At 63.5% G+C, this 18,425-nt stretch carries 19 protein-coding genes and 1 riboswitch; of the genes, 11 read left to right on the forward strand and 8 right to left on the reverse strand.

Features of this window, described 5'->3' with window-relative positions; genetic code table 11:
- Window positions 1–117: 117 nt before the first annotated feature.
- The 4 genes from JAB8_RS04755 (at window position 118) to JAB8_RS04770 (ending at window position 4,760) form a co-directional block, all read left to right on the forward strand.
- Window positions 118–474, forward strand: a complete 357-nt coding sequence (locus JAB8_RS04755; protein ID WP_070288706.1) for an ArsC family reductase — start codon at window positions 118–120, stop codon at window positions 472–474.
- 69 nt (window positions 475–543) lie between these two features.
- Window positions 544–1,680: a succinyl-diaminopimelate desuccinylase gene (gene dapE, locus JAB8_RS04760; RefSeq protein WP_070288707.1), complete on the forward strand. Its 1,137-nt coding sequence runs from the start codon at window positions 544–546 to the stop codon at window positions 1,678–1,680.
- Window positions 1,681–1,736: 56 nt separating this feature from the next.
- Complete coding sequence (gene prmB / locus JAB8_RS04765) at window positions 1,737–2,627, forward strand: 50S ribosomal protein L3 N(5)-glutamine methyltransferase (RefSeq protein WP_070288708.1); 891 nt, start codon at window positions 1,737–1,739, stop codon at window positions 2,625–2,627.
- A 138-nt stretch (window positions 2,628–2,765) separates the two neighbouring features.
- On the forward strand, window positions 2,766–4,760 hold the full coding sequence (locus tag JAB8_RS04770; RefSeq protein WP_070224008.1) for an ATP-binding cassette domain-containing protein: 1,995 nt from the start codon (window positions 2,766–2,768) through the stop codon (window positions 4,758–4,760).
- Between the two features lie 41 nt (window positions 4,761–4,801).
- Here the strand turns inward: JAB8_RS04770 and JAB8_RS04775 are convergent, their stop codons facing one another.
- Window positions 4,802–5,302: a chemotaxis protein CheW gene (locus JAB8_RS04775; protein ID WP_070224010.1), complete on the reverse strand. Its 501-nt coding sequence runs from the start codon at window positions 5,300–5,302 to the stop codon at window positions 4,802–4,804.
- Between the two features lie 193 nt (window positions 5,303–5,495).
- On the opposite strand from JAB8_RS04775, the gene arfB reads away from it, so the two are divergent.
- On the forward strand, window positions 5,496–5,894 hold the full coding sequence (gene arfB, locus JAB8_RS04780) for an alternative ribosome rescue aminoacyl-tRNA hydrolase ArfB (protein ID WP_034749850.1): 399 nt from the start codon (window positions 5,496–5,498) through the stop codon (window positions 5,892–5,894).
- 3 nt (window positions 5,895–5,897) lie between these two features.
- Here arfB and JAB8_RS04785 read toward each other — a convergent pair whose 3' ends face one another.
- Window positions 5,898–7,757 (reverse strand): flagellar assembly protein A, encoded by a 1,860-nt coding sequence (locus JAB8_RS04785; protein WP_254679449.1) that lies wholly within the window; start codon window positions 7,755–7,757, stop codon window positions 5,898–5,900.
- 269 nt (window positions 7,758–8,026) lie between these two features.
- Window positions 8,027–8,416: a hypothetical protein gene (locus JAB8_RS04790; protein ID WP_070224012.1), complete on the reverse strand. Its 390-nt coding sequence runs from the start codon at window positions 8,414–8,416 to the stop codon at window positions 8,027–8,029.
- A gap of 263 nt (window positions 8,417–8,679) precedes the next feature.
- On the opposite strand from JAB8_RS04790, the gene ompR reads away from it, so the two are divergent.
- On the forward strand, window positions 8,680–9,381 hold the full coding sequence (gene ompR / locus JAB8_RS04795) for a two-component system response regulator OmpR (protein ID WP_223278807.1): 702 nt from the start codon (window positions 8,680–8,682) through the stop codon (window positions 9,379–9,381).
- Between the two features lie 13 nt (window positions 9,382–9,394).
- Window positions 9,395–10,753 carry a sensor histidine kinase gene (locus JAB8_RS04800; protein ID WP_070288709.1) on the forward strand — a complete coding sequence of 453 codons (1,359 nt, stop codon included), beginning with the start codon at window positions 9,395–9,397 and terminating at the stop codon, window positions 10,751–10,753.
- Window positions 10,754–10,901: 148 nt separating this feature from the next.
- On the opposite strand, the gene JAB8_RS04805 is transcribed toward JAB8_RS04800, so the two are convergent.
- Both JAB8_RS04805 and JAB8_RS04810 read right to left on the reverse strand, forming a co-directional pair.
- Window positions 10,902–11,381, reverse strand: coding sequence for an Imm26 family immunity protein (locus JAB8_RS04805; RefSeq protein ID WP_070288710.1), 480 nt, complete (start codon window positions 11,379–11,381; stop codon window positions 10,902–10,904).
- Window positions 11,382–11,474: 93 nt separating this feature from the next.
- Window positions 11,475–11,780, reverse strand: coding sequence for a hypothetical protein (locus JAB8_RS04810; protein WP_070288812.1), 306 nt, complete (start codon window positions 11,778–11,780; stop codon window positions 11,475–11,477).
- Window positions 11,781–11,922: 142 nt separating this feature from the next.
- Here JAB8_RS04810 and JAB8_RS04815 point away from each other — a divergent pair, with 142 nt between their 5' ends.
- Both JAB8_RS04815 and JAB8_RS04820 read left to right on the forward strand, forming a co-directional pair.
- Window positions 11,923–13,080, forward strand: coding sequence for an iron-containing alcohol dehydrogenase (locus JAB8_RS04815; RefSeq protein WP_070288711.1), 1,158 nt, complete (start codon window positions 11,923–11,925; stop codon window positions 13,078–13,080).
- A 65-nt stretch (window positions 13,081–13,145) separates the two neighbouring features.
- Window positions 13,146–13,243: riboswitch (TPP riboswitch) on the forward strand.
- Between the two features lie 85 nt (window positions 13,244–13,328).
- The gene (locus tag JAB8_RS04820; protein WP_070288712.1) at window positions 13,329–15,476 is read left to right on the forward strand and encodes a TonB-dependent siderophore receptor; all 2,148 of its coding nucleotides are present in this window, start codon (window positions 13,329–13,331) and stop codon (window positions 15,474–15,476) included.
- Here JAB8_RS04820 and JAB8_RS04825 read toward each other — a convergent pair.
- The 3 genes from JAB8_RS04825 to JAB8_RS04835 form a co-directional block, all read right to left on the reverse strand.
- Complete coding sequence (locus tag JAB8_RS04825; protein ID WP_070288713.1) at window positions 15,473–16,021, reverse strand: ATP-binding protein; 549 nt, start codon at window positions 16,019–16,021, stop codon at window positions 15,473–15,475. The genes JAB8_RS04820 and JAB8_RS04825 overlap by 4 nt on opposite strands.
- Window positions 16,021–16,632 (reverse strand): nicotinamide riboside transporter PnuC, encoded by a 612-nt coding sequence (gene pnuC / locus JAB8_RS04830; RefSeq protein WP_070224181.1) that lies wholly within the window; start codon window positions 16,630–16,632, stop codon window positions 16,021–16,023. Before pnuC ends, JAB8_RS04825 begins: the two co-directional genes overlap by 1 nt.
- 85 nt (window positions 16,633–16,717) lie before the next feature.
- On the reverse strand, window positions 16,718–17,236 hold the full coding sequence (locus tag JAB8_RS04835; protein ID WP_070288714.1) for a DUF2867 domain-containing protein: 519 nt from the start codon (window positions 17,234–17,236) through the stop codon (window positions 16,718–16,720).
- Between the two features lie 67 nt (window positions 17,237–17,303).
- Here JAB8_RS04835 and JAB8_RS04840 point away from each other — a divergent pair, with 67 nt between their 5' ends.
- Both JAB8_RS04840 and JAB8_RS04845 read left to right on the forward strand, forming a co-directional pair.
- Entirely contained in the window at window positions 17,304–17,951 is a 648-nt protein-coding gene (locus JAB8_RS04840; protein ID WP_083287578.1) for a TetR/AcrR family transcriptional regulator, read from the forward strand.
- A gap of 71 nt (window positions 17,952–18,022) precedes the next feature.
- Window positions 18,023–18,424 (forward strand): hypothetical protein, encoded by a 402-nt coding sequence (locus JAB8_RS04845; protein ID WP_070288716.1) that lies wholly within the window; start codon window positions 18,023–18,025, stop codon window positions 18,422–18,424.
- The last annotated feature ends 1 nt before the right edge of the window (window position 18,425 follow it).

Consider the following 18,425-nt stretch of genomic DNA (forward strand, 5'->3'; position numbering starts at 1 on the left):
GTGTTGCACTGCCGCATCGACTGCGCATCGACTGTATAATGGCGGCTACCATCGCATTTTGACCTGGCGCAAGCGCCGCGATCAAGCGAACCGCATTCATTCCCCTTAGCCCTACCCATGACGACCATTACACTCTACGGTATCCCCAACTGCGATACCGTCAAAAAGGCCCGCACCTGGCTGGCCGCGCAGCAACTCGATTTCACCTTCCACGACTTCAAGAAGCAGGGCCTGGAACGCGCCACAGTGGAAGCGTGGCTCGGGCAATTGCCGTGGGATGTGCTGGTCAACAAGAAAGGCACGACCTGGCGCGCCCTGTCCGACGAGCGCAAAGCGTCGATCACGGACGCGGCCAGCGCATTGGACCTGATGCTGGAAAACCCGTCCATCATCAAGCGCCCCGTGCTGGACAAGGATGGCCAGTTCAGCGTGGCGTTTTCCGATGCCCAGTACAAGAGCATTTTTTCAGTTTAAACCCGACACCTGCAAGGCTGGGGTCGTACGGGGACGCCGAGTCCCAAGGGTACGCTCCCGCTCCACACCATGACCACCTCCAAAACCCTCGCCCTGACCGAAAAACTGATCGCCCTGTCCTCGGTCACGCCCGACGACAAGGGCTGCCAGCAGCACCTGATCGATATCCTCACGCCGCTGGGCTTCGTCTGCGAAACGATCCAGTCGAACGACGTCACCAATCTGTGGGCGCGCCGTGGCACGACGTCCCCCGTGTTCGTCTTTGCCGGCCATACGGACGTGGTGCCGACCGGCCCCGTCGAGCAATGGCGCTCGGAACCGTTCATTCCCACGCACCGCGACGGCAAGCTGTACGGCCGTGGCGCGGCCGACATGAAGACGTCGATCGCCGCCATGGTGGTGGCTTGTGAGGAATTCATTGCCGCCACGCCCGGGCATACTGGCTCGATCGCCTTCCTGATCACCAGCGACGAGGAAGGCCCGGCCACGGACGGCACCGTCATCGTCTGCGAGCAACTGAAGGCGCGCGGCGAGCAGATCGACTATTGCCTCGTGGGTGAGCCGACCTCGAGCGCGCAGCTGGGCGACATGATCAAGAACGGCCGCCGTGGTTCGCTGTCGGGCCGCTTGACCATCAAGGGCGTGCAAGGCCACATCGCCTATCCGCACCTGGCGAAAAACCCGATCCACGAAGCGGCGCAGGCGCTGGCCGACCTGGTCGAGGAAAAATGGGACGCGGGCAACGAGTATTACCTGCCGACCTCGTGGCAAATGTCCAACATCAACGCGGGCACGGGCGCCAATAACGTCATTCCAGGCGACATGGTGATCGACTTTAACTTCCGCTTTTCCACGGCCAGCACGGCGGAAAACTTGCAGGAAAGAGTCCACGCCATCCTCGACAAGCATGATTTGCAATACGATTTGCAGTGGACCCTGAGCGGCCTGCCCTTCCTCACGCCGCGCGGCACCTTGAGCGATGCGCTGTCGTCGGCCATCCTGGAAGAAACGGGCCTCACGACGGAGCTGTCGACCACGGGCGGCACCTCGGATGGCCGGTTTATCGCGCAAATCTGCCCCCAAGTGATAGAATTCGGGCCGCCCAATGCCAGTATTCACAAGATTGACGAGCACATCGAACTGCGCCACATCGATCCCCTGAAGAATATTTACCGGCGCACGCTGGAGCATTTGCTGCCCGTCTGAACCAGAATACCGAGGCCCGTCACGGCGGGCCAGAACACCGTCTTTTCGAGAATGCCATGACCCCGAACCCGTTTTCCACGCCACGCGACCTGCTGCGCTACGCCGTTACCCGTTTTAATACCGCCAAGCTGTTTTTCGGCCACGGCAGCGCCGAAGCGTTCGACGAAGCCGCCTATCTGATCCTGCACACCTTGAAGTTGCCGCTCGACAAACTCGAACCGTTTCTCGACGCCAAATTGCTGCCGTCGGAAGTGGCCAGCGTCATGACGGTCATCGACCGCCGCAGCATCGACCGCGTGCCGGCCGCCTACATCACCAAGGAAGGCTGGCTCGGCACGTATAACTTCTACGTGGACGAGCGCGTGATCGTGCCCCGCTCCTTCATCGCCGAGCTGATCCCTGAATACTTCTCGCCATGGGTGGCGGAACCGGAAGCCGTGGAAAACATCCTGGAACTGTGCACCGGCTCGGGCTGCCTGTCGATCATGATGGCCGACGCCTTCCCGAACGCCAGCGTCGACGCCGTGGACATTTCCGCCGACGCCCTGGCCGTGGCCAAGCGCAACGTCGACACCTATAAACTGCAGGACCGCGTGAACCTGATCGAATCGGACCTGTACACGAACGTGCCGGCCAAGAAATACGATTTGATCATCAGCAACCCGCCGTACGTGAATTCCGCGTCGATGGGCGCCCTGCCCCAGGAATACCTGGCCGAGCCGCAGATCGCCCTCGACGGCGGCAGCGACGGCATGGACCTGGTGCGCAAGATCATCGCCGGCGCGGCCGAGCGCCTGACGGACGACGGCATCCTGATGATTGAAATCGGCAACGAACGCGCCTACGCGGAAGCGGCCTTCGGCGAGCTGGGCCTGACCTGGCTGACGACGAGCGCCGGCGACGACATGGTATTCCTGCTGACGGCCGAGCAGCTCAAGCTGGTTTGATCGACTTGGCAGGTCGGATTAGCGTAGCGTAATCCGACATGCCTGTGCGGCACCCGTCGGATTACGCCCTTCGGGCTAATCCGACCTACACGATGTTTTTACGGCGAGGGGTAAAGCCCTGCCTTCACAAAGAAAAAAATGATACGTTTCCTACAAGTAAGCCTGATGCGCGGCATCAAACCGTTGCTCGAACAAGTCGATGTCACCCTCAATCCGGGCGACAAGATCGGCCTGATCGGTGCCAATGGCGCGGGCAAATCGAGCCTGTTCGCCATGATGCGCGGCGAATTGCACCCTGACCAGGGCGAGATCGATTTCCCGGCCAAATGGCGCGTGGCTTACGTGGCGCAGGAAACGCCGCCGCTGGACCGTGCCGCGCTCGATTACGCCATCGACGGCGACGTGACCTTGCGCAAGCTGGAAGCGGAACTGGCGCGCCTGGAATCGGAACCGGCCACGTCGGAAAACGGCATCGCCATCGGCGAAATCTACAGCGCCATGGCCGATGCCGACGCGTATACCGTGCAGTCGCGCGGCGAGCAGTTGCTGCTGGGCCTGGGCTTTACCCTGGACCAGATGCAGCAGCCTGTCGCCAGTTTCTCCGGCGGCTGGCGCATGCGTCTGAACCTGGCGCAAGCGCTGATGTGCCCGTCCGACCTGCTGCTGCTCGATGAACCGACCAACCACTTGGACCTGGACGCCATCATCTGGCTGGAAGACTGGCTCAAGCGCTACGCCGGCACCTTGCTGATCATTTCCCATGACCGCGACTTCCTCGATGAAGTGGTCAACGTCGTCGTGCATATCGACGAGCGCAAGCTGAAACGCTATTCGGGCAACTACTCGAGCTTCGAGCGCCAACGCGCAGCGCAGATGATCCTGGCCGCCGGCGCGCTGGAAAAGCAGCAGCGCAAGCGTGCCCATCTGGAATCGTTCGTGAACCGCTTCAAGGCGCAAGCCTCGAAGGCGCGCCAGGCGCAAAGCCGCATGAAGGCGCTGGCGAAGATGGAAGAACTGGCGCCGCTGCGCGCCGCCGCCGAATTCTCGTTCGAATTCCGCGAGCCTTTGAGCGCCCCGAACCCGCTGCTGGTGATGGAAGACGTCGATGCGGGCTACAAGATTGAAAACGAAGCGACGGGCGAGATCACGCACAAGACCATCGTCAACGGCATCAAGTTTTCGCTGCAGATCGGCCAGCGTATCGGCCTCCTGGGCCAGAACGGCGCCGGCAAATCGACGCTGATCAAGACCATCGCCGGCGAACTGATGCCATTGACGGGCGACGCCACCATGGGCAAGGGCCTCAACATCGGCTACTTCGCCCAGCACCAGGTGGAAATGCTGCGCCACGACGAATCGCCGCTGTGGCATCTGGCGAAGATCGCCCCGACCGTGCGCGAGCAAGAACTGCGCAACTTCCTGGGCGGCTTCAACTTCCCCGGCAACATGGTCACCGCGTCGATCGCGCCGTTCTCGGGCGGCGAAAAAGCCCGCCTGGCGCTGGCCCTGATCGTCTGGCAGCGGCCGAACCTGCTGCTGCTCGATGAACCGACCAACCACCTGGATCTGGAAACGCGCGAAGCGCTGACGGAAGCGTTGGCCCAGTTCGAAGGCACCTTGGTCGTCGTGTCCCATGATCGCCATTTGCTGCGCGCCACCACGGACGAATTCATCATCGTGGCCGACGGCAAGCTGCAGCCGTTCGACGGCGACCTGGACGACTACAAGGATTGGCTGTTCAAGACCAAGCTGGGCAAGGGTACCGATGTGCTGCCGGCCGCCGGCAAGGCCAACAAGACCGACTTCCCGGTAACGTCGTCCGTCCCTGCGCCGGCCGCCGCCCCTGCCGCGCCCGTGCGCGACAAGCGCCAGGAAGCGGAAGACCGCCAGAAGGCGGCCGCCCTGCGCAAGCCGATCGAAAACAAGATCAAGCGCCAGGAAGAGCAGATTGCCAAGCGCAACGCGCAAAAGGCGGAAACGGAAGAAAAGCTGGGCGAGCCGACCATCTACGACGCGGCCAACAAGGCCAAGCTGAAACAGTTGCTGGCCGACCAGACCTTCTTCACCAAGGACCTGGCGCAGCTGGAAGCGGAATGGCTGGACTTGCAGGATCAGCTGGAAAAACTCGGTTAATCAAGCAGCGACAAAAGACGACCTTCAGGTCGTCTTTTTTTTTAGGCCACCTGCATGGGACCGGGGCTGCGGATTGCCATCAGGCGGTCGATGTCGACGAGGATCAAGCGGCGTCCCGCCACCGTGGCCAGGCCCAGCAGGTAATCGGCCTCCGCCTCGCCCAGGCCGGGCACGGCGGCGATGTCGGCGGGCGCCAGGCTGACGATATCGGTGACGCCGTCGACCACCATGCCCATCACGCCATTACTCAGCTGCAGAATGATCACGTCGGTGGCCGGGTCTGGCGCGCCGTGGGCGCTGCCGAACGCGGCACGCATATCGACGATGGGGATGATCACGCCGCGCGAGACGGCCACGCTGTGCAGCACTTCCCCTTCCGAAGAAAAACGGTCGAGCTCCTTGAGGGCACGCAATTCCCGCACGCAGCGGTAATCGAGGCCGTATTCCAGGCCGCCCAGCCGAAAGCTCAAGTACTGCGTCAGGGATTGCGCGGTGCCGCGTTCCGCCGTCGCTGCGGCGCCAGGCTTGGTCGTGGGCTGCATGGTGTTCCTTTCATCCGGTAAGCGCTGCCAGGATGCGCAGTGGCGCAACGTTGGCCCATGCTAACCAGCATCCCCGCCTCCAGCGTTGAGAAACATCAACTTTCCCGGAAGACATCATCGACTGGCCGCCCGCCCTTGCGCCGGCGCAGCCATCTTCCCTTACAATACCCACATCACTCCCTACAGGCAGGCCATGCAACACCTCGTCAACCCCGCTGAAGTTGAATTTTCCGCCATCCGCGCCCAGGGCCCGGGCGGGCAGAACGTCAACAAGGTGTCCAGCGCCATCCATCTGCGCTTCCCCATCGCCGCCTCGTCGCTGCCGGAAGCATACAAGGAGCGTCTGCTGGCCCTGCGCGACAGCCGCATCAGCAAGGATGGCGTACTGGTGCTCAAGGCGCAGCAGTCGCGCAGCCAGGAGCAGAACAAGGAAGAAGCCTTGCGCCGGCTGCAGGAAATCATCGACAGCGTCACGTTCCTGCCCGCCGTGCGGCGCGCCACCAAGCCCACGCGCAGCTCGCAGCGGCGCCGCCTCGACAGCAAGAGCACGCACAGCGTGCTCAAGCAGTCGCGCGGCAAGGTCACGGATTAAACGCTAGGGCGGCGGCGCATACGTCCAGTCCAGGCTGCCCGTGCTGTCCGCGAACACGGCTTGCGTGGCCGGCGTGGCGCTGCGCAGCAAGGCCTTGATTTCTTTCGGCGGCCGGTCGTAGACCTTGGCCGGCCCGGGCGGCACGACCAGGGCGCGCACCGTCGTTTCTCCATCGACCAGGCCCAGGCTGCAGCGCGACTGGCCGGCCGTCGCCTGCCGCTCCTGGCGCAGCTGCGCCACCAGGGCCAGCATCTGCGCCTGCAGGATTTCCGACTGCTTGACTTCCACGCGCAGCCGCGCCACTTCCTTCAGGACGGGAGCGATGCGCGCGGCCAGCTTGTCGTATTGCAGCTGTTGCGCCGGCTGCAGCTGCAATTCGCCGCGCCGCAGCTGGCCCGCCAGGGTCAGGTAGTTGCGCACTTCCGGCAACTGCGCGATGGCATCGATTTCCTGCTGGCGCTTGTGCTGCACCTGCTGGTACTGCGCGGCCTTGGCCAGACTCTCGGCGATCTGTTGCTCCAGGGCGCTCAAATCGGGCACGAGGGGAAATAGCAGCATTTCCACCTGCTTGCGCGGGCCGGCGCTGCCGATGCGGATGGTGCGCGCCGCCACGGCGCAGCCTTCGGCCAGTTCGATGACGACCTCGTCGGCGATGATCTCGCAATTGCTGGCGCTGTCGATCACCACGCGCGTGCCGGCGATGACACAGCTTTCGGCGCGCTTCACATGCACTTCGCCGCTGAGTGCCTGCAGCACGGAACCGGAAGCGACGCCCTCGACGCGCACATCGCCGTGTTCATTGAACGCCGTGCCGCCCACCAGGTTGCGCTGCAACAAGATCAGTCCGCCATGCGAGTGCAAATGGCCATACACGTCGCCATGGATGGTGATATCGCTGCCGTCGAGCTGACGCTGCTCCTGCACGTCGCCATATTCCTCGTAGGCGGCGCGCAGCTTCAGATTGCCCGTGGTGCGGCTGCTGACGCCTTCGCGGCTGACGATCTTGTTCTCGATGGAGATCTTGCCGCCCTCATCGACATTCACGTAACCAGCCTGGGTGGCCACGACGAAATCGCCATCGCTGAAATGTTCGACCGCCGTGCCCGGCCCCGCCACTGTGGCCAGGTCCAGCGCCAGCGGCGCGGGCGGCGGCAGGGCCTTGCCGGCCAGGTCATAGCCGGGCAAGCCGGGCGCACCTGGCAGCAGACGCAGCAGGCGCGCGTGTTTTTTGACTTGCGGAAAGCGGTTCTTGAAGCTGAGCAAATCGAGGCGGCCATCGGAGCGTTCGCGCGGTGCATCGTCGCGGTGGATGCCTTGCGACACCTCCACCAGTTGGGCGTCGCGCCCCGGCTGCGGCGGTAGCACCCGCGCCACCGTGATGCGCTCGGCCTTGCCGCTGGCGAGAACGGCGCGCACGGCCACACTATCGATGCCGTAGTGCACACCCTTGCACCACAGGTCAGCCACCAGCTCGTCAAACTCGCGGCGCACAGGCACCTGGCCATCGGCGTCAGGAAGCAATGCTTCAAAGTAAAACTCGGCGCTGTCGCCGTGGATCTTGACCTGTTTATACAGGGCGCGGCGCTGGGGTGAAAATGGCGCCACGCGCACGGCGATGCGCAGCAAGGCGTCACCCTTGGGCGCGGCGCGGGGCGTGGGGGCATGGAACAGCGTCAGCAGGAACAAACCGTAATCGAGGCCAGCCAGCAACTGCCCCGACTGGAACAGCTGGTCGACGGCGGCGCGCAGCTGCGCCGGCGCCAGCGACAGGTCCAGGAACACGCCCCCGTCGCGCTGGACCAGGCCGTACGGCAGGCCGCCTGCGGGGGCCGCATCAGGAACGGGTGTGTCGTCGTCGCTCACCACTTGCCTCCCCCTGCAACACATTCAGAGAATTGTCTCAGTGCACTAGAACAATATCACGGGGCGTGGCGGTATGCCGGATTAGCATAATCCTGGCGCAACAAACAGGGGAATGAAAAATGGAGATGGATGTTTCAGGTAAAGTCACGACATCTGGCAAGACCGTAGCGAGCGGAAGTGAATTGTGGCCGAGAAGCGGAACTGTACTTTAGTACAGTGAGCATCGCAGGCCACAAGTCGCGACGCGCAGTAGGTATTGCCGGATGTCATCAACGACGCGGCGGATTCGAGTAAATATCCTGGCCCACTTCGTTGATCTGGCGGCGCAGGTCGCGGCGCTCGTCGGGCGTCATGCGGCCCGTGCGGCGTGAGGCGTCCGCGCCCTCGTTGGCGCGGCGCTGCTCTTCGGCGCGGGTGTCGAAACTGCGTGCGTCACGCTGTTCGCGCAGTCGCGTATCATTGCTATTGCTGCGCTGTACCTGTTCATACCGCTGGGCCTGCATTTGCTGCTGGTCGTCACGGCGTGGCGGCGGCTGGTTTTGCGCCAGCGCCAGGCTGGCGGCAAACACGGAACAAACGGCAAATGCGGACAGCACAGTCGTACGTGCGGCAATAGCTGCGCTGGGAGCGGCGTGAATTTTTTTAGTAAAGATATTCATTGAGTTCCTCTTCCGCGATGCCGTATAAACTAAAGCTGATTTCCACTGTGGCCCCAGTGTATGATGCTTTACACGGTGCAGTAAGAGTAATTGGGTAAAGTTTGTAACACTTTGTAATGGGTCGCCACAGCCCCTTGCCGACGCCGCGCGAGGCGTTACTATAGCAACTAATATAAGATAACACGACACCCTAAATGACCACAACCTCCACTACCGGCAGCAATACAACAACGCAATCGATCCATGGCCACCAGGCAAAAATCATGGTGGTCGATGACGATGTGCGCCTGCGCGACCTGCTGCGGCGCTACCTGACCGAACAGGGCTTCAATGTCTTCACGGCAGAGAGCGCGACGGCCATGAACAAGCTGTGGCTGCGCGAACGCTACGACTTGCTGGTGCTCGACCTGATGCTGCCGGGCGAAGACGGCCTGTCGATCTGCCGCCGCCTGCGCGGCGCGGGCGACCAGACGCCGATCATCATGCTGACGGCCAAGGGCGAGGACGTGGACCGCATCGTGGGCCTGGAAATGGGTGCCGACGACTACCTGCCGAAACCGTTCAATCCGCGCGAGCTGGTGGCCCGCATCGGCGCCGTGCTGCGCCGCAAGGGGCCCGATGAAATCCCGGGCGCGCCGTCGGAAACGCCGCAAACCTTCGAGTTCGGCGACTTCGTGCTGGACCTGGGCACGCGCACCTTGAAAAAGAACGGCGAAACGGTGCCGCTGACCACGGGCGAATTTTCCGTATTGAAAGTGTTTGCCCGCCATGCGCGCCAGCCGCTGTCGCGCGAAAAACTGATGGAACTGGCGCGCGGACGCGAATACGAAGTGTTCGACCGCAGCCTGGACGTGCAGATTTCGCGCCTGCGCAAACTGATCGAACCCGATCCGTCGAGCCCGCTCTTCATCCAGACCGTGTGGGGCCTCGGCTACGTCTTCATCCCGGACGGACAGCCGCGCTGATCGCTGGCGAGGCATGATGAAGCTTGTTCCCGATATCAGCCTGGCGCGGCTGAAAAGCGGCCTGTTCTGGCGCACCTTTTTGCTGCTCGGCACCTTGACCACGGTTAGCATGATCACCTGGATCGGCATGATTTCCGTCATCCAGCGCGAGCCACAGGCGCAGCAGATTTCCGCCCAGATCATTTCCGTCGTCACCATCACGCATGCGGCACTGACGCACTCGGCGCCCGAGCTGCGCCGCGAGCTGCTGTTCGACCTCGTCAGCAACGAAGGCATCCGCATCTTCTCGCTGGAAGAGGACGACCGCATCGAGCCGCCGCCCGACAATTACCTGATGCCCGAGATCGAGGCGCTGGTGAAGGCCAAACTGGGCAAGGACACGCGCTTTTCCGCGCGCGTCAACGGCGTGGCCGGCTTCTGGGTCAGCTTCAAGATCGACGACGACGAATACTGGCTGATGCTGGACCGCGAGCGCCTGCGCGGCCTCACGGGCTTCCAGTGGCTGGGCTGGGCCAGCCTGGTATCGTTGCTGTCGCTGTTGGGCGCGGCCATCATTTCCAGCCTGATCAATCTGCCGCTGTCGCGTCTGACGGCGGCCGCGCGCGACATCGCCAAGGGCAAGCAGCCGGCGCCGTTGCCGGAAAAAGGGCCGATCGAAATCATCGAGGCGAACCGCAGCTTCAACCAGATGGTCGATGATCTGAAACAAGTGGAATCGGACCGCGCCGTGATTCTGGCCGGCATTTCGCACGACTTGCGCACGCCGCTGGCGCGCATGCAGCTGGAAGTGGAAATGGCCAACCTGTCGGACGAGGCGCGCGAAGGCATCCAGTCCGATATCGGGCAGATGGACGCCATCATCGGCCAGTTCCTCGACTACGCCAAGCCGACGGAAGCGTCGAGCTTTACCGATGTCGACCTCAGCGGTTTGCTCAACGATATGACGCGCGAAGCGATGCGCCTGCCGGATGTGAAGCTCAACGCCACCATCGCCGATGGCGCGCATGCGATGGGCAACCCCACCGACTTGCGCCGCGTGCTGAACAACCTGATCGAGAATGCGCGCCGCTATGGCAAGACGCCGGGCAGCGACGTGACGGAAATCGACATCGCCTGCCAGGTGCGCACCAGCCACGGCGCGAAAAAGGTGATCATCGAGGTACAAGACCACGGCACGGGCGTGCCGGCGGAAAAGATCGAGCAGCTGATGAAGCCGTTCACCCGCCTCGACACGGCGCGCGGACAAGCCAACGGCGCCGGCCTGGGCCTGGCCATCGTCGACCGCGTGCTGCTGCGCCACGGCGCCGAACTGCAGGTGCGCAACCGCGAAGGCGGCGGCCTGGCGTTTCAGATCAGCTTGCCGGCGGCATAAGCGGCGTAGGTCGGATTAGCGAGGCCTTGCCTCGCGTAATCCGACAACATTGTTGACCTGGGCTGCTGGTGGTGTCGGCTTACGCGCTTTGCGCTAAGCCGACCTACGGTCCGATGCAGGTTCCGGCACCAACGCCGCCCGGCAGCCATCACGCCGAGGCCTGCTCCTGCGTCAGCAATTTACTCATCAGCAATTCCGTCGCCCCGTAGCCGTACAGGGAATCGCTTTCCATGCCCGGCGTGTCGAAGGGGATCGATTCCTCGCGGTTCAGCTTGGCAGGATCGGCGTCCGCATAGCTGGCGCGCCAGGCGCGCTGCAAGGATTCATTGCGGCGGATAAAGGCCGGCATGGGCCAGGCATCGCGCTCCCAGTGGAGGCTGTCGCCCAGCAGGGGCCAGCGTTCGTTGAGCAGGGCCATGTCGCCCGTGCGCAGGCGGCGCACGGCCTGTTCCGGCCGCAAGCCTTCCAGCTCTTCCAGTGTGGGCAAAGTGTCGCGCTTCGGCCCGAACATATACGCCAGCATGATGCGACCGGCAGGCGCCCTGCGCGCCACCACGCCGACGGCATAACCGCCGCCCGGCAGGGGCACGGCAAACCAGCTGCCTTCTCGGTATGGTAATGATTTCATTTCTGCAGACTCCCCCAAAATCGTGTTCGGGGCACAGTCTACGCGAAGCAAAGGTTAAATGGCGCATGGTACGCCACAACAACAAACCAATAGTTACAATATTTTCTCGTCATAGTGATACTGGGCAACAATTGGCCCCGCCTTGAACAGCGCTTCCTTCATGGCCGTATCGAGGCGCGCGTCGCGGCGGCGCATCCATTCGAGCAGCATGGCCGCTTCCTTGCGGCTCGTGTCGCCCGCATGCGCCAGCACGCGGCGCAGTTCGGGGTCCGTGCACGCCTCGAAGCGCTGGCTGTTCAAGTCCAGCGCCTGCAGCGCGGCGATGGCGGCGCCGATGGCGCGGTGCATGTCGAGCGCGGTGGCCGGCAAGCCGGATTCTTCCAGTGGGACGGTGGTCATGCGCATTCCTTTTCGCGTGGTGGTGACATCGGCTGCATTCTCCACCGCGCGGACGAAAAGCTCAAGCGTCCACGACACGATTTCACCCGTTCGGCCATAATCATGCCTCAGCAACAGCCTATACCTCGGCAGCGGGAGCCCCATGTTCAATTTCGACTTTTACAATCCGACGCAAATCCTCTTCGGCCAGGGCCAGATCGCCGCCATCGCCGGCCTGATCCCGCCCCAGGCGCGGGTCCTGATGACCTACGGCGGCGGCAGCATCAAGCAGAACGGCGTCTACGATGAAGTCAGGGCGGCGCTGGCCGGCCACACGGTGCTGGAATTTGCCGGCATCGAACCCAATCCCAGCTATGAAACCCTGATGCAGGCCGTGGCCATGGTGAAAAGCGAGCGCATCGATTTCCTGCTGGCCGTCGGCGGCGGCTCCGTGGTCGATGGCACCAAGTTCATCGCCGCCGCCGCCCTGCACGAGGGCGTAGCGTGGGACATCCTGGCCAAAGGCGGCAAGATCGTCGAAGCCGCCCTGCCCTTCGGCACCGTTTTGACGTTACCGGCCACGGGTTCCGAAATGAATGGCTCGGCCGTGATCACGCGCAAGGCCACCCAGGAAAAGCGCTCGTTCATGAGCCGCAAGGTGTATCCGAAATTCTCCGTGCTGGACCCGTCGAAGACGTTCACCTTGCCGCTGCGCCAGGTGGGCAACGGCGTCGTCGATGCGTTCGCGCATGTGATGGAACAGTATTTGACCTACCCCGTGAACGCGTCCGTGCAGGACCGCTTCGCGGAAGGGATTTTATTGACCCTGATCGAGGAAGGCCCGAAAGCCCTGTCGCACCCGGACGACTATGACGTGCGCGCCAACGTGATGTGGAGCGCCACCCTGGCCTTGAACGGCCTGATCGGCGTGGGCGTGCCGCAGGACTGGTCCACGCACGCCATCGGCCACGAATTGACGGCCCTGTACGAGCTCGACCATGCGCAGACGCTGGCCATCATCCTGCCCAGCATGCTGCGCGTGCGCAAGCAGGCCAAGCGCGCCAAGCTGCTGCAATACGCGGCCCGCGTGTGGGGCCTCGATGGCGGCGACGAGGACGGCCGCATCGAGGCGGCCATCGCGCGCACGGAATTCTTCTTCCGCCACATGGGCGTCAAGACGCGCCTGGCCGACTATGGCCTGAACCACGCGAGCGTGGACGCCGTCGTGTCCGCCCTGGAAGCGCACGGCATGACGGCGCTGGGCGAACAGCGCGAAGTGACGCCCGCCGTCAGCCGCAAGGTGCTGGAACTCAGTTTATAGATTCCAGCACACTGTTGTAAAACGGTCGGCCAGGGGGACAGCCGGCCGTGGTTCATGCTAAGCTGTCATTTCGCTAGGGGTCCTGGAGCAGTCATCCGGGTGAGAGATACCCTTCGTACCTGATCTGGATAATGCCAGCGAAGGAAAGCGCAAAGTACCTCCCTCCTTTGATAGCTCCTGCGTTGGCGCCAGCCGAACAAGCAGCCTGCCGTGCTCGTTACCGAGTCGGCTTGAACCACGAGCAATCTATGTCCACACCGAATTTATCTGCGCATTTTTCCCGTCCTGTATTGACCCTGGCGATCCTGCACGCGTTTGCCGCGCCCGCCCTGGCTTCCGACGCATCCGACCCGCAGGCACAAAGCATGGCCGAAGTCGTCGTCACGGCCAGCAAGGCGCCGGCCGCCAAGCGCGCCTCCGTCGGCGGCTTTGCTGACGCGCCGCTGCTGCAGACGCCGGCATCCGTCACCGTCATTTCGCAAAAAGACATGCAGGATTTACAGATCCGCAACCTCAGCGACGCCGTCAAGCTCGACACCAGCATCAACGATGCCTACAACGCCGTCGGCTACGCGGAACAGTTTTCCATCCGTGGCTTCAAGCTCGACAACAATTCCAGCTACCGCAAGGATGGCGTGGCCATTCCTGGCGACACGCAAATCCCGCTGGAAAACAAGGAACGCATCGAAGTGCTGAAGGGCCTGGCAGGCTTGCAGGCAGGCGTGGCCGCGCCGGGCGGCGTGATCGACTTCATCGTCAAGCGCCCCACCGCCGCGCCGCTGCGCACGGTCACCGTGGAAGCGCGCGAGCGGGGCACCCTGTACGGCGCCGTCGACCTGGGCGGCCGCCTGGAAGACACGCGCTTCGGCTACCGGGTCAACGTGGCGGCCGAGCGCCTGCGCTCCTACATCAAGGGCGCGGACGGCAACCGTAAATTCATTTCCGGCGCCTTCGACTGGCAGATTTCGCCGCAGGCCCTGCTGCAAATCGATGCCGATTACCAGGACAAGGCGCAGGCGACGGCGCCCGGCTTCCAGCTGCTGAACAACAAAACCTTGCCGACCGGCATCAGCGCCGACGCCATGCTCAACCTGCAGCCGTGGACGCGCCCCGTGGAAACCGTCACCAGCAATATCGGCCTGCGCTTCCAGTACGCCTTCAATGACGACTGGCACGCCACCGTGTCGGCCAACCAGCACTCGTTCAAGCGCGACGACTACACAGCCTTCCCGTATGGCTGCAGCGGACAGGACCTGTACCCCGGCTTCTGCGGCAATGGCGATTACGACGTGTATGACTACCGCAGCCTGGGCGAGACGAAAAAGCCGCTGAGCGCGCAAGCCATGATCCAGGGCAAGTTCGCCACCGGCTCCCTGCGCCACGACTTCACGGCCGGCGTCTCGACCTTCCGCCGCAAGGACCGCGCCGGCCTGTACGTGTACGACTGGGTCGGCGTGAGCAACATCTACCAGCCGCAGATCGTCGGCACGTCGCCCGGCGTCACGGGCCCCGTGCGCCTGGTGCGCAAGGATACGGAAAACTCCGTCTTCGTGCAGGATATCGTCAGCCTGGCGCCGAACTGGAAACTGCATGGCGGCTTGCGCCATATCAATGTCGATGGCTACCAGTACGTGCTGAAGGCCGACACGGAAATCCGCGCCAAGCACGATTTCCTGCTGCCGAATGTATCGCTCGTCTACACCCCGCTCGACAATGTGTCCGTGTATGCGGCCTATTCGCAGGGCATGGAACATGGCGGCACGGCCGACCGCAAGGCGATGAATGCCAATGAAGAACTGTCACCGAGCCGCTCAAAGCAGATCGAACTCGGCGCCAAGATGGATGTGACGCCGGACTTCATGCTGGCGGCCAGCCTGTTCCAGATCCGCAAAGGCCTGGAATTCCAGAACACGGCCGGCTACTTCGTGCGCGAAGGCCAGGCCCAGCACCGCGGCCTGGAATTGTCGGCCCAGGGCAAGGCAAGCGCCAACCTGAGCCTGGGCGCTTCCGTGACGGCCCTGAACAGCCAGCAGTCGGGCACGGGCAATGCGGACCTCGACGGCAAGCGCGTACCCAACGTGCCCGCCTTCAAGGCGGCCGTGCATGCGGACTACGCCGTGCAACAAGTGGCGGGCTTGAGCGTGAATGGCAGCTGGGAATATGCGGGCAAGAAAGCGTTTGAGTACAACAACACGACCTTCGTGCCGTCGTACCACGTGTTCAACCTGGGCGCCGCTTACGCCACGCGCATCGCCGGCACGCGCGCCGTGCTGCGCGCCGCCGTCAACAACGTGGCCGACAAGTTCTACTGGCGCGACGTGACGCCGGAATCGGACGGCTATCTGTATCCGGGCGCCAGCCGCACGTTCAAGGTGTCGGCGCAGTTCGATTTTTAATTGAGGGAAATGGCAGGCGCTGCAGCAAGCGCCTGTTGCAGCAAGGGCGCCGCCTGTTCCAGGCGCGCGTCCAGGCTGTCGTGCAGCACGTGATAGGCGATGCCGCGCGCGTCGAGCTCGTCGAGCAGGTAGCGGTAGATCAGCTGGCGCACGGCTTCGGACTCGCGCTGCAAGCCGTCCGCCACCCACGGGCTGTCGGGCGCCGTCACCAGGGTCAGGTCGTACCGCGTGGCATCGGCCAGCGCCGCCAGCGGCGCATCGGCGCCATTGAAATAATGGCGGCTGTAGACCGCCGTCATCAAGGGCGTCGTGTCGCAGAACAGGAAGTGACGGGCTTGCGCAGCGGCCGCGTCTTCGCGTTCAACTTGCGTACGCGCAATCCCATACTGGTCTTCCGCCACAGGCACCCTGCCCTGCGTGGCGACGAATTCACGTAAATACTCAGGCACCCAGACGGTGCCGTAGCGCTCGGCCAGGGCCGCCGCCAGGGTCGACTTGCCCGACGATTCCGCGCCCAAGATGGCCACGCGCACGCAGCGGCCCATCACTTGAGGACCATTGCATCGGGCGCGGCTGGCGCCGCTTTTTTCCACGCCAGCAAGCCGATCGTGGCCATGACGACAAACACGGCATACAGGATGGCCGTCAGGGTCAGGTCCTTGTGCAGGTACAGCCACACGTACAGCACGTCGACGACGATCCAGACGATCCAGTTTTCCAGCTTCTTGCGCGACAGCAGGAATTGCCCCACCAGGCTGCCTGCCGTGAGGAAACCATCCGCGTGAGGCACGTCCGTGTCGGTCGAAGTCAGCAGCCAGGCCAGCAGCACAAAGCCCGCCAGCCACGCCAGGGCGCTGCCCAGCCAGCCGCGCATGCCCAGCCGCGTGACGGGCAGGGTCTTGCCGCCGCTGGCCGGATGCAGCCACTGGTACCAGCCCCAGAACGAGACGCTGATGAACAGCAGTTGCAAGGCCATGTCGCCATACAGGCGCGATTCGAAAAACACGAAACCGTAGGCGGCCGAGGAAATGATGGCGAACAGCCACGCCCAGTGATTCTGGCGGATGTTCAGCGCAACGGTTGTCAGTGCCAGGACAAAGGAAATCAGTTCAAGCGGCGTGGTGGCAAAACCCAGCAGGAGAAGCGTATCGTTCATGGGAATCGTGATGAGGCTGGTGGTGCAGTATGCAATACCGGCCATGAATAAGCAAGATTGCCCTTGCCGTCCGCCCCTCCCCGCCTCAGGAGAAGCCCGCCCTGGCGGCGCGCGCCAGCGAATGCCGCACGATCAGCTTGTGAAACGGCCGGATCAGCATGATATAGGCACGCCCCACCCGGTTATGGCAATGCACGACGCTGGAGACGGTCACGTTGCCATGGCGGCCCGCGTCGCGGTTGCGCAGCACCGACAGGCGGAAATCGAGGTGGCTGTCATCCTCGCCCAGGATGATCTCGTCGTCGCTGACGGCATAGATGCGGAAGATGCCGATGCGCTTGCCGGGCCGCGCTTCCATCTGTTTTGCCGTCCGGATGCCGAAACGCGCCACGATGGCATCGCGCAGCACCATCAGCTTGCGCGCCCAGCCCGGCTGCTTGCCCAGCAGCTGGCGCGCCAGGCTCTGCATGTCCATCTGGCGCGCCTGCGCGGTGGGCAAATCGACGGCGTACGCGTCGGCCAGGTTGCTGCCGGGATACAGCGGGGCGATGCTGGCGCCTGACGGCAAGTCCACGGTGCGGACGGCAATGTTCATCTCATGCATGTGCTCTCCATGTTTTCAGTGATAACATGCCCATCATACACGACAATGTGAACAGCGATAACATCGAATGACAACAACGAGCACCTACCATCACGGCAACTTGCGCGACACCCTGGTCGCCACCGTCATCGCGCAACTGGCGCAGCAGCATGACGCCGCCCTCTCGCTGCGCGAACTGGCGCGCACGGTGGGCGTATCGGTCGCCGCCGTGTACCGCCACTTCCCCAGCAAGGAAGCCTTGCTGGCCGAGGTGGCGGCGGCCGGCTTCGCCAGCCTGATACAGAAATGGGAAACGCAGCTGCCGCCGCCGGGCAGCTTGCCGGCCGAACAGCGTTTTCAATTGCTGGGCCAGCAATACATCGAATTCGCCCTGGCCGCGCCGGCCCACTACCGGCTGATGTTCGAGCACCAGGACGTGCGCCAGTTCCCCGCCCTGCAGGAAGCGGCGCAGGCGTGCTTCCAGTACGTGCTGCAGACGGCAGGCGCCGCCGTGCGCGAAGCGGGCCTCGATCCCCGCTGGGACAAGGCCGCCGCCAGCGCCGGCTGGTCCTTGGGCCATGGCTACGTGATGCTGCTGCTCAGTGGCCGCCTGGCCATGGCGGACGGCGGCGACGCGCTGTCGCCGGCCATGGTGCCGCGCTTTTTTCAATTGCCGGTCGAGGCGCTGCGGCAGGCGCCGTCAGGAGCTTTTGACTCATGCACAACATCTCGATAGACACGCTCTCCGTAATCGCCAGGCAATGCCTTGCCGTCACGTGCCTGCAACGCTTTTGCCGGCGCTTTGATGTGGATCATCCTGCCCTGTCCGCGTTCGCCGCTCACGTGTGGAAAGTGGCGCAGCTCGCGCCAGAGGATTTTGCCGCCTGGGAACGGGGCTTCGCTTCCCTGGCTGTGACGGGCATGGGCGATCCCTGGCCGGAAGACGTGCGTGCGCCACTGCCCGGGCACCTGCTGGGCACGCTGGAAGCACTGGTGCAACATGTGCTGGAAACGAGCGCCTGTACCTGGCATGGCGATGACCTTGCGGCCAGCAGGCGCCAGCTGGAAGCCGTCTTTGACATCTGCGTCCGGCATGACGTCGCCGTGCCGCAGCTTGGGCACTATGCGCAGCACGATGCGGCGCTGCGCGGCGGCTGGGGGCCGGCGCTCACGGACGAAGAAGTCAGGGCGTGGCAAGCCCTGATATAGC

Source organism: Janthinobacterium sp. HH106 (assembly GCF_001758725.1).
Taxonomy (GTDB): domain Bacteria; phylum Pseudomonadota; class Gammaproteobacteria; order Burkholderiales; family Burkholderiaceae_D; genus Janthinobacterium.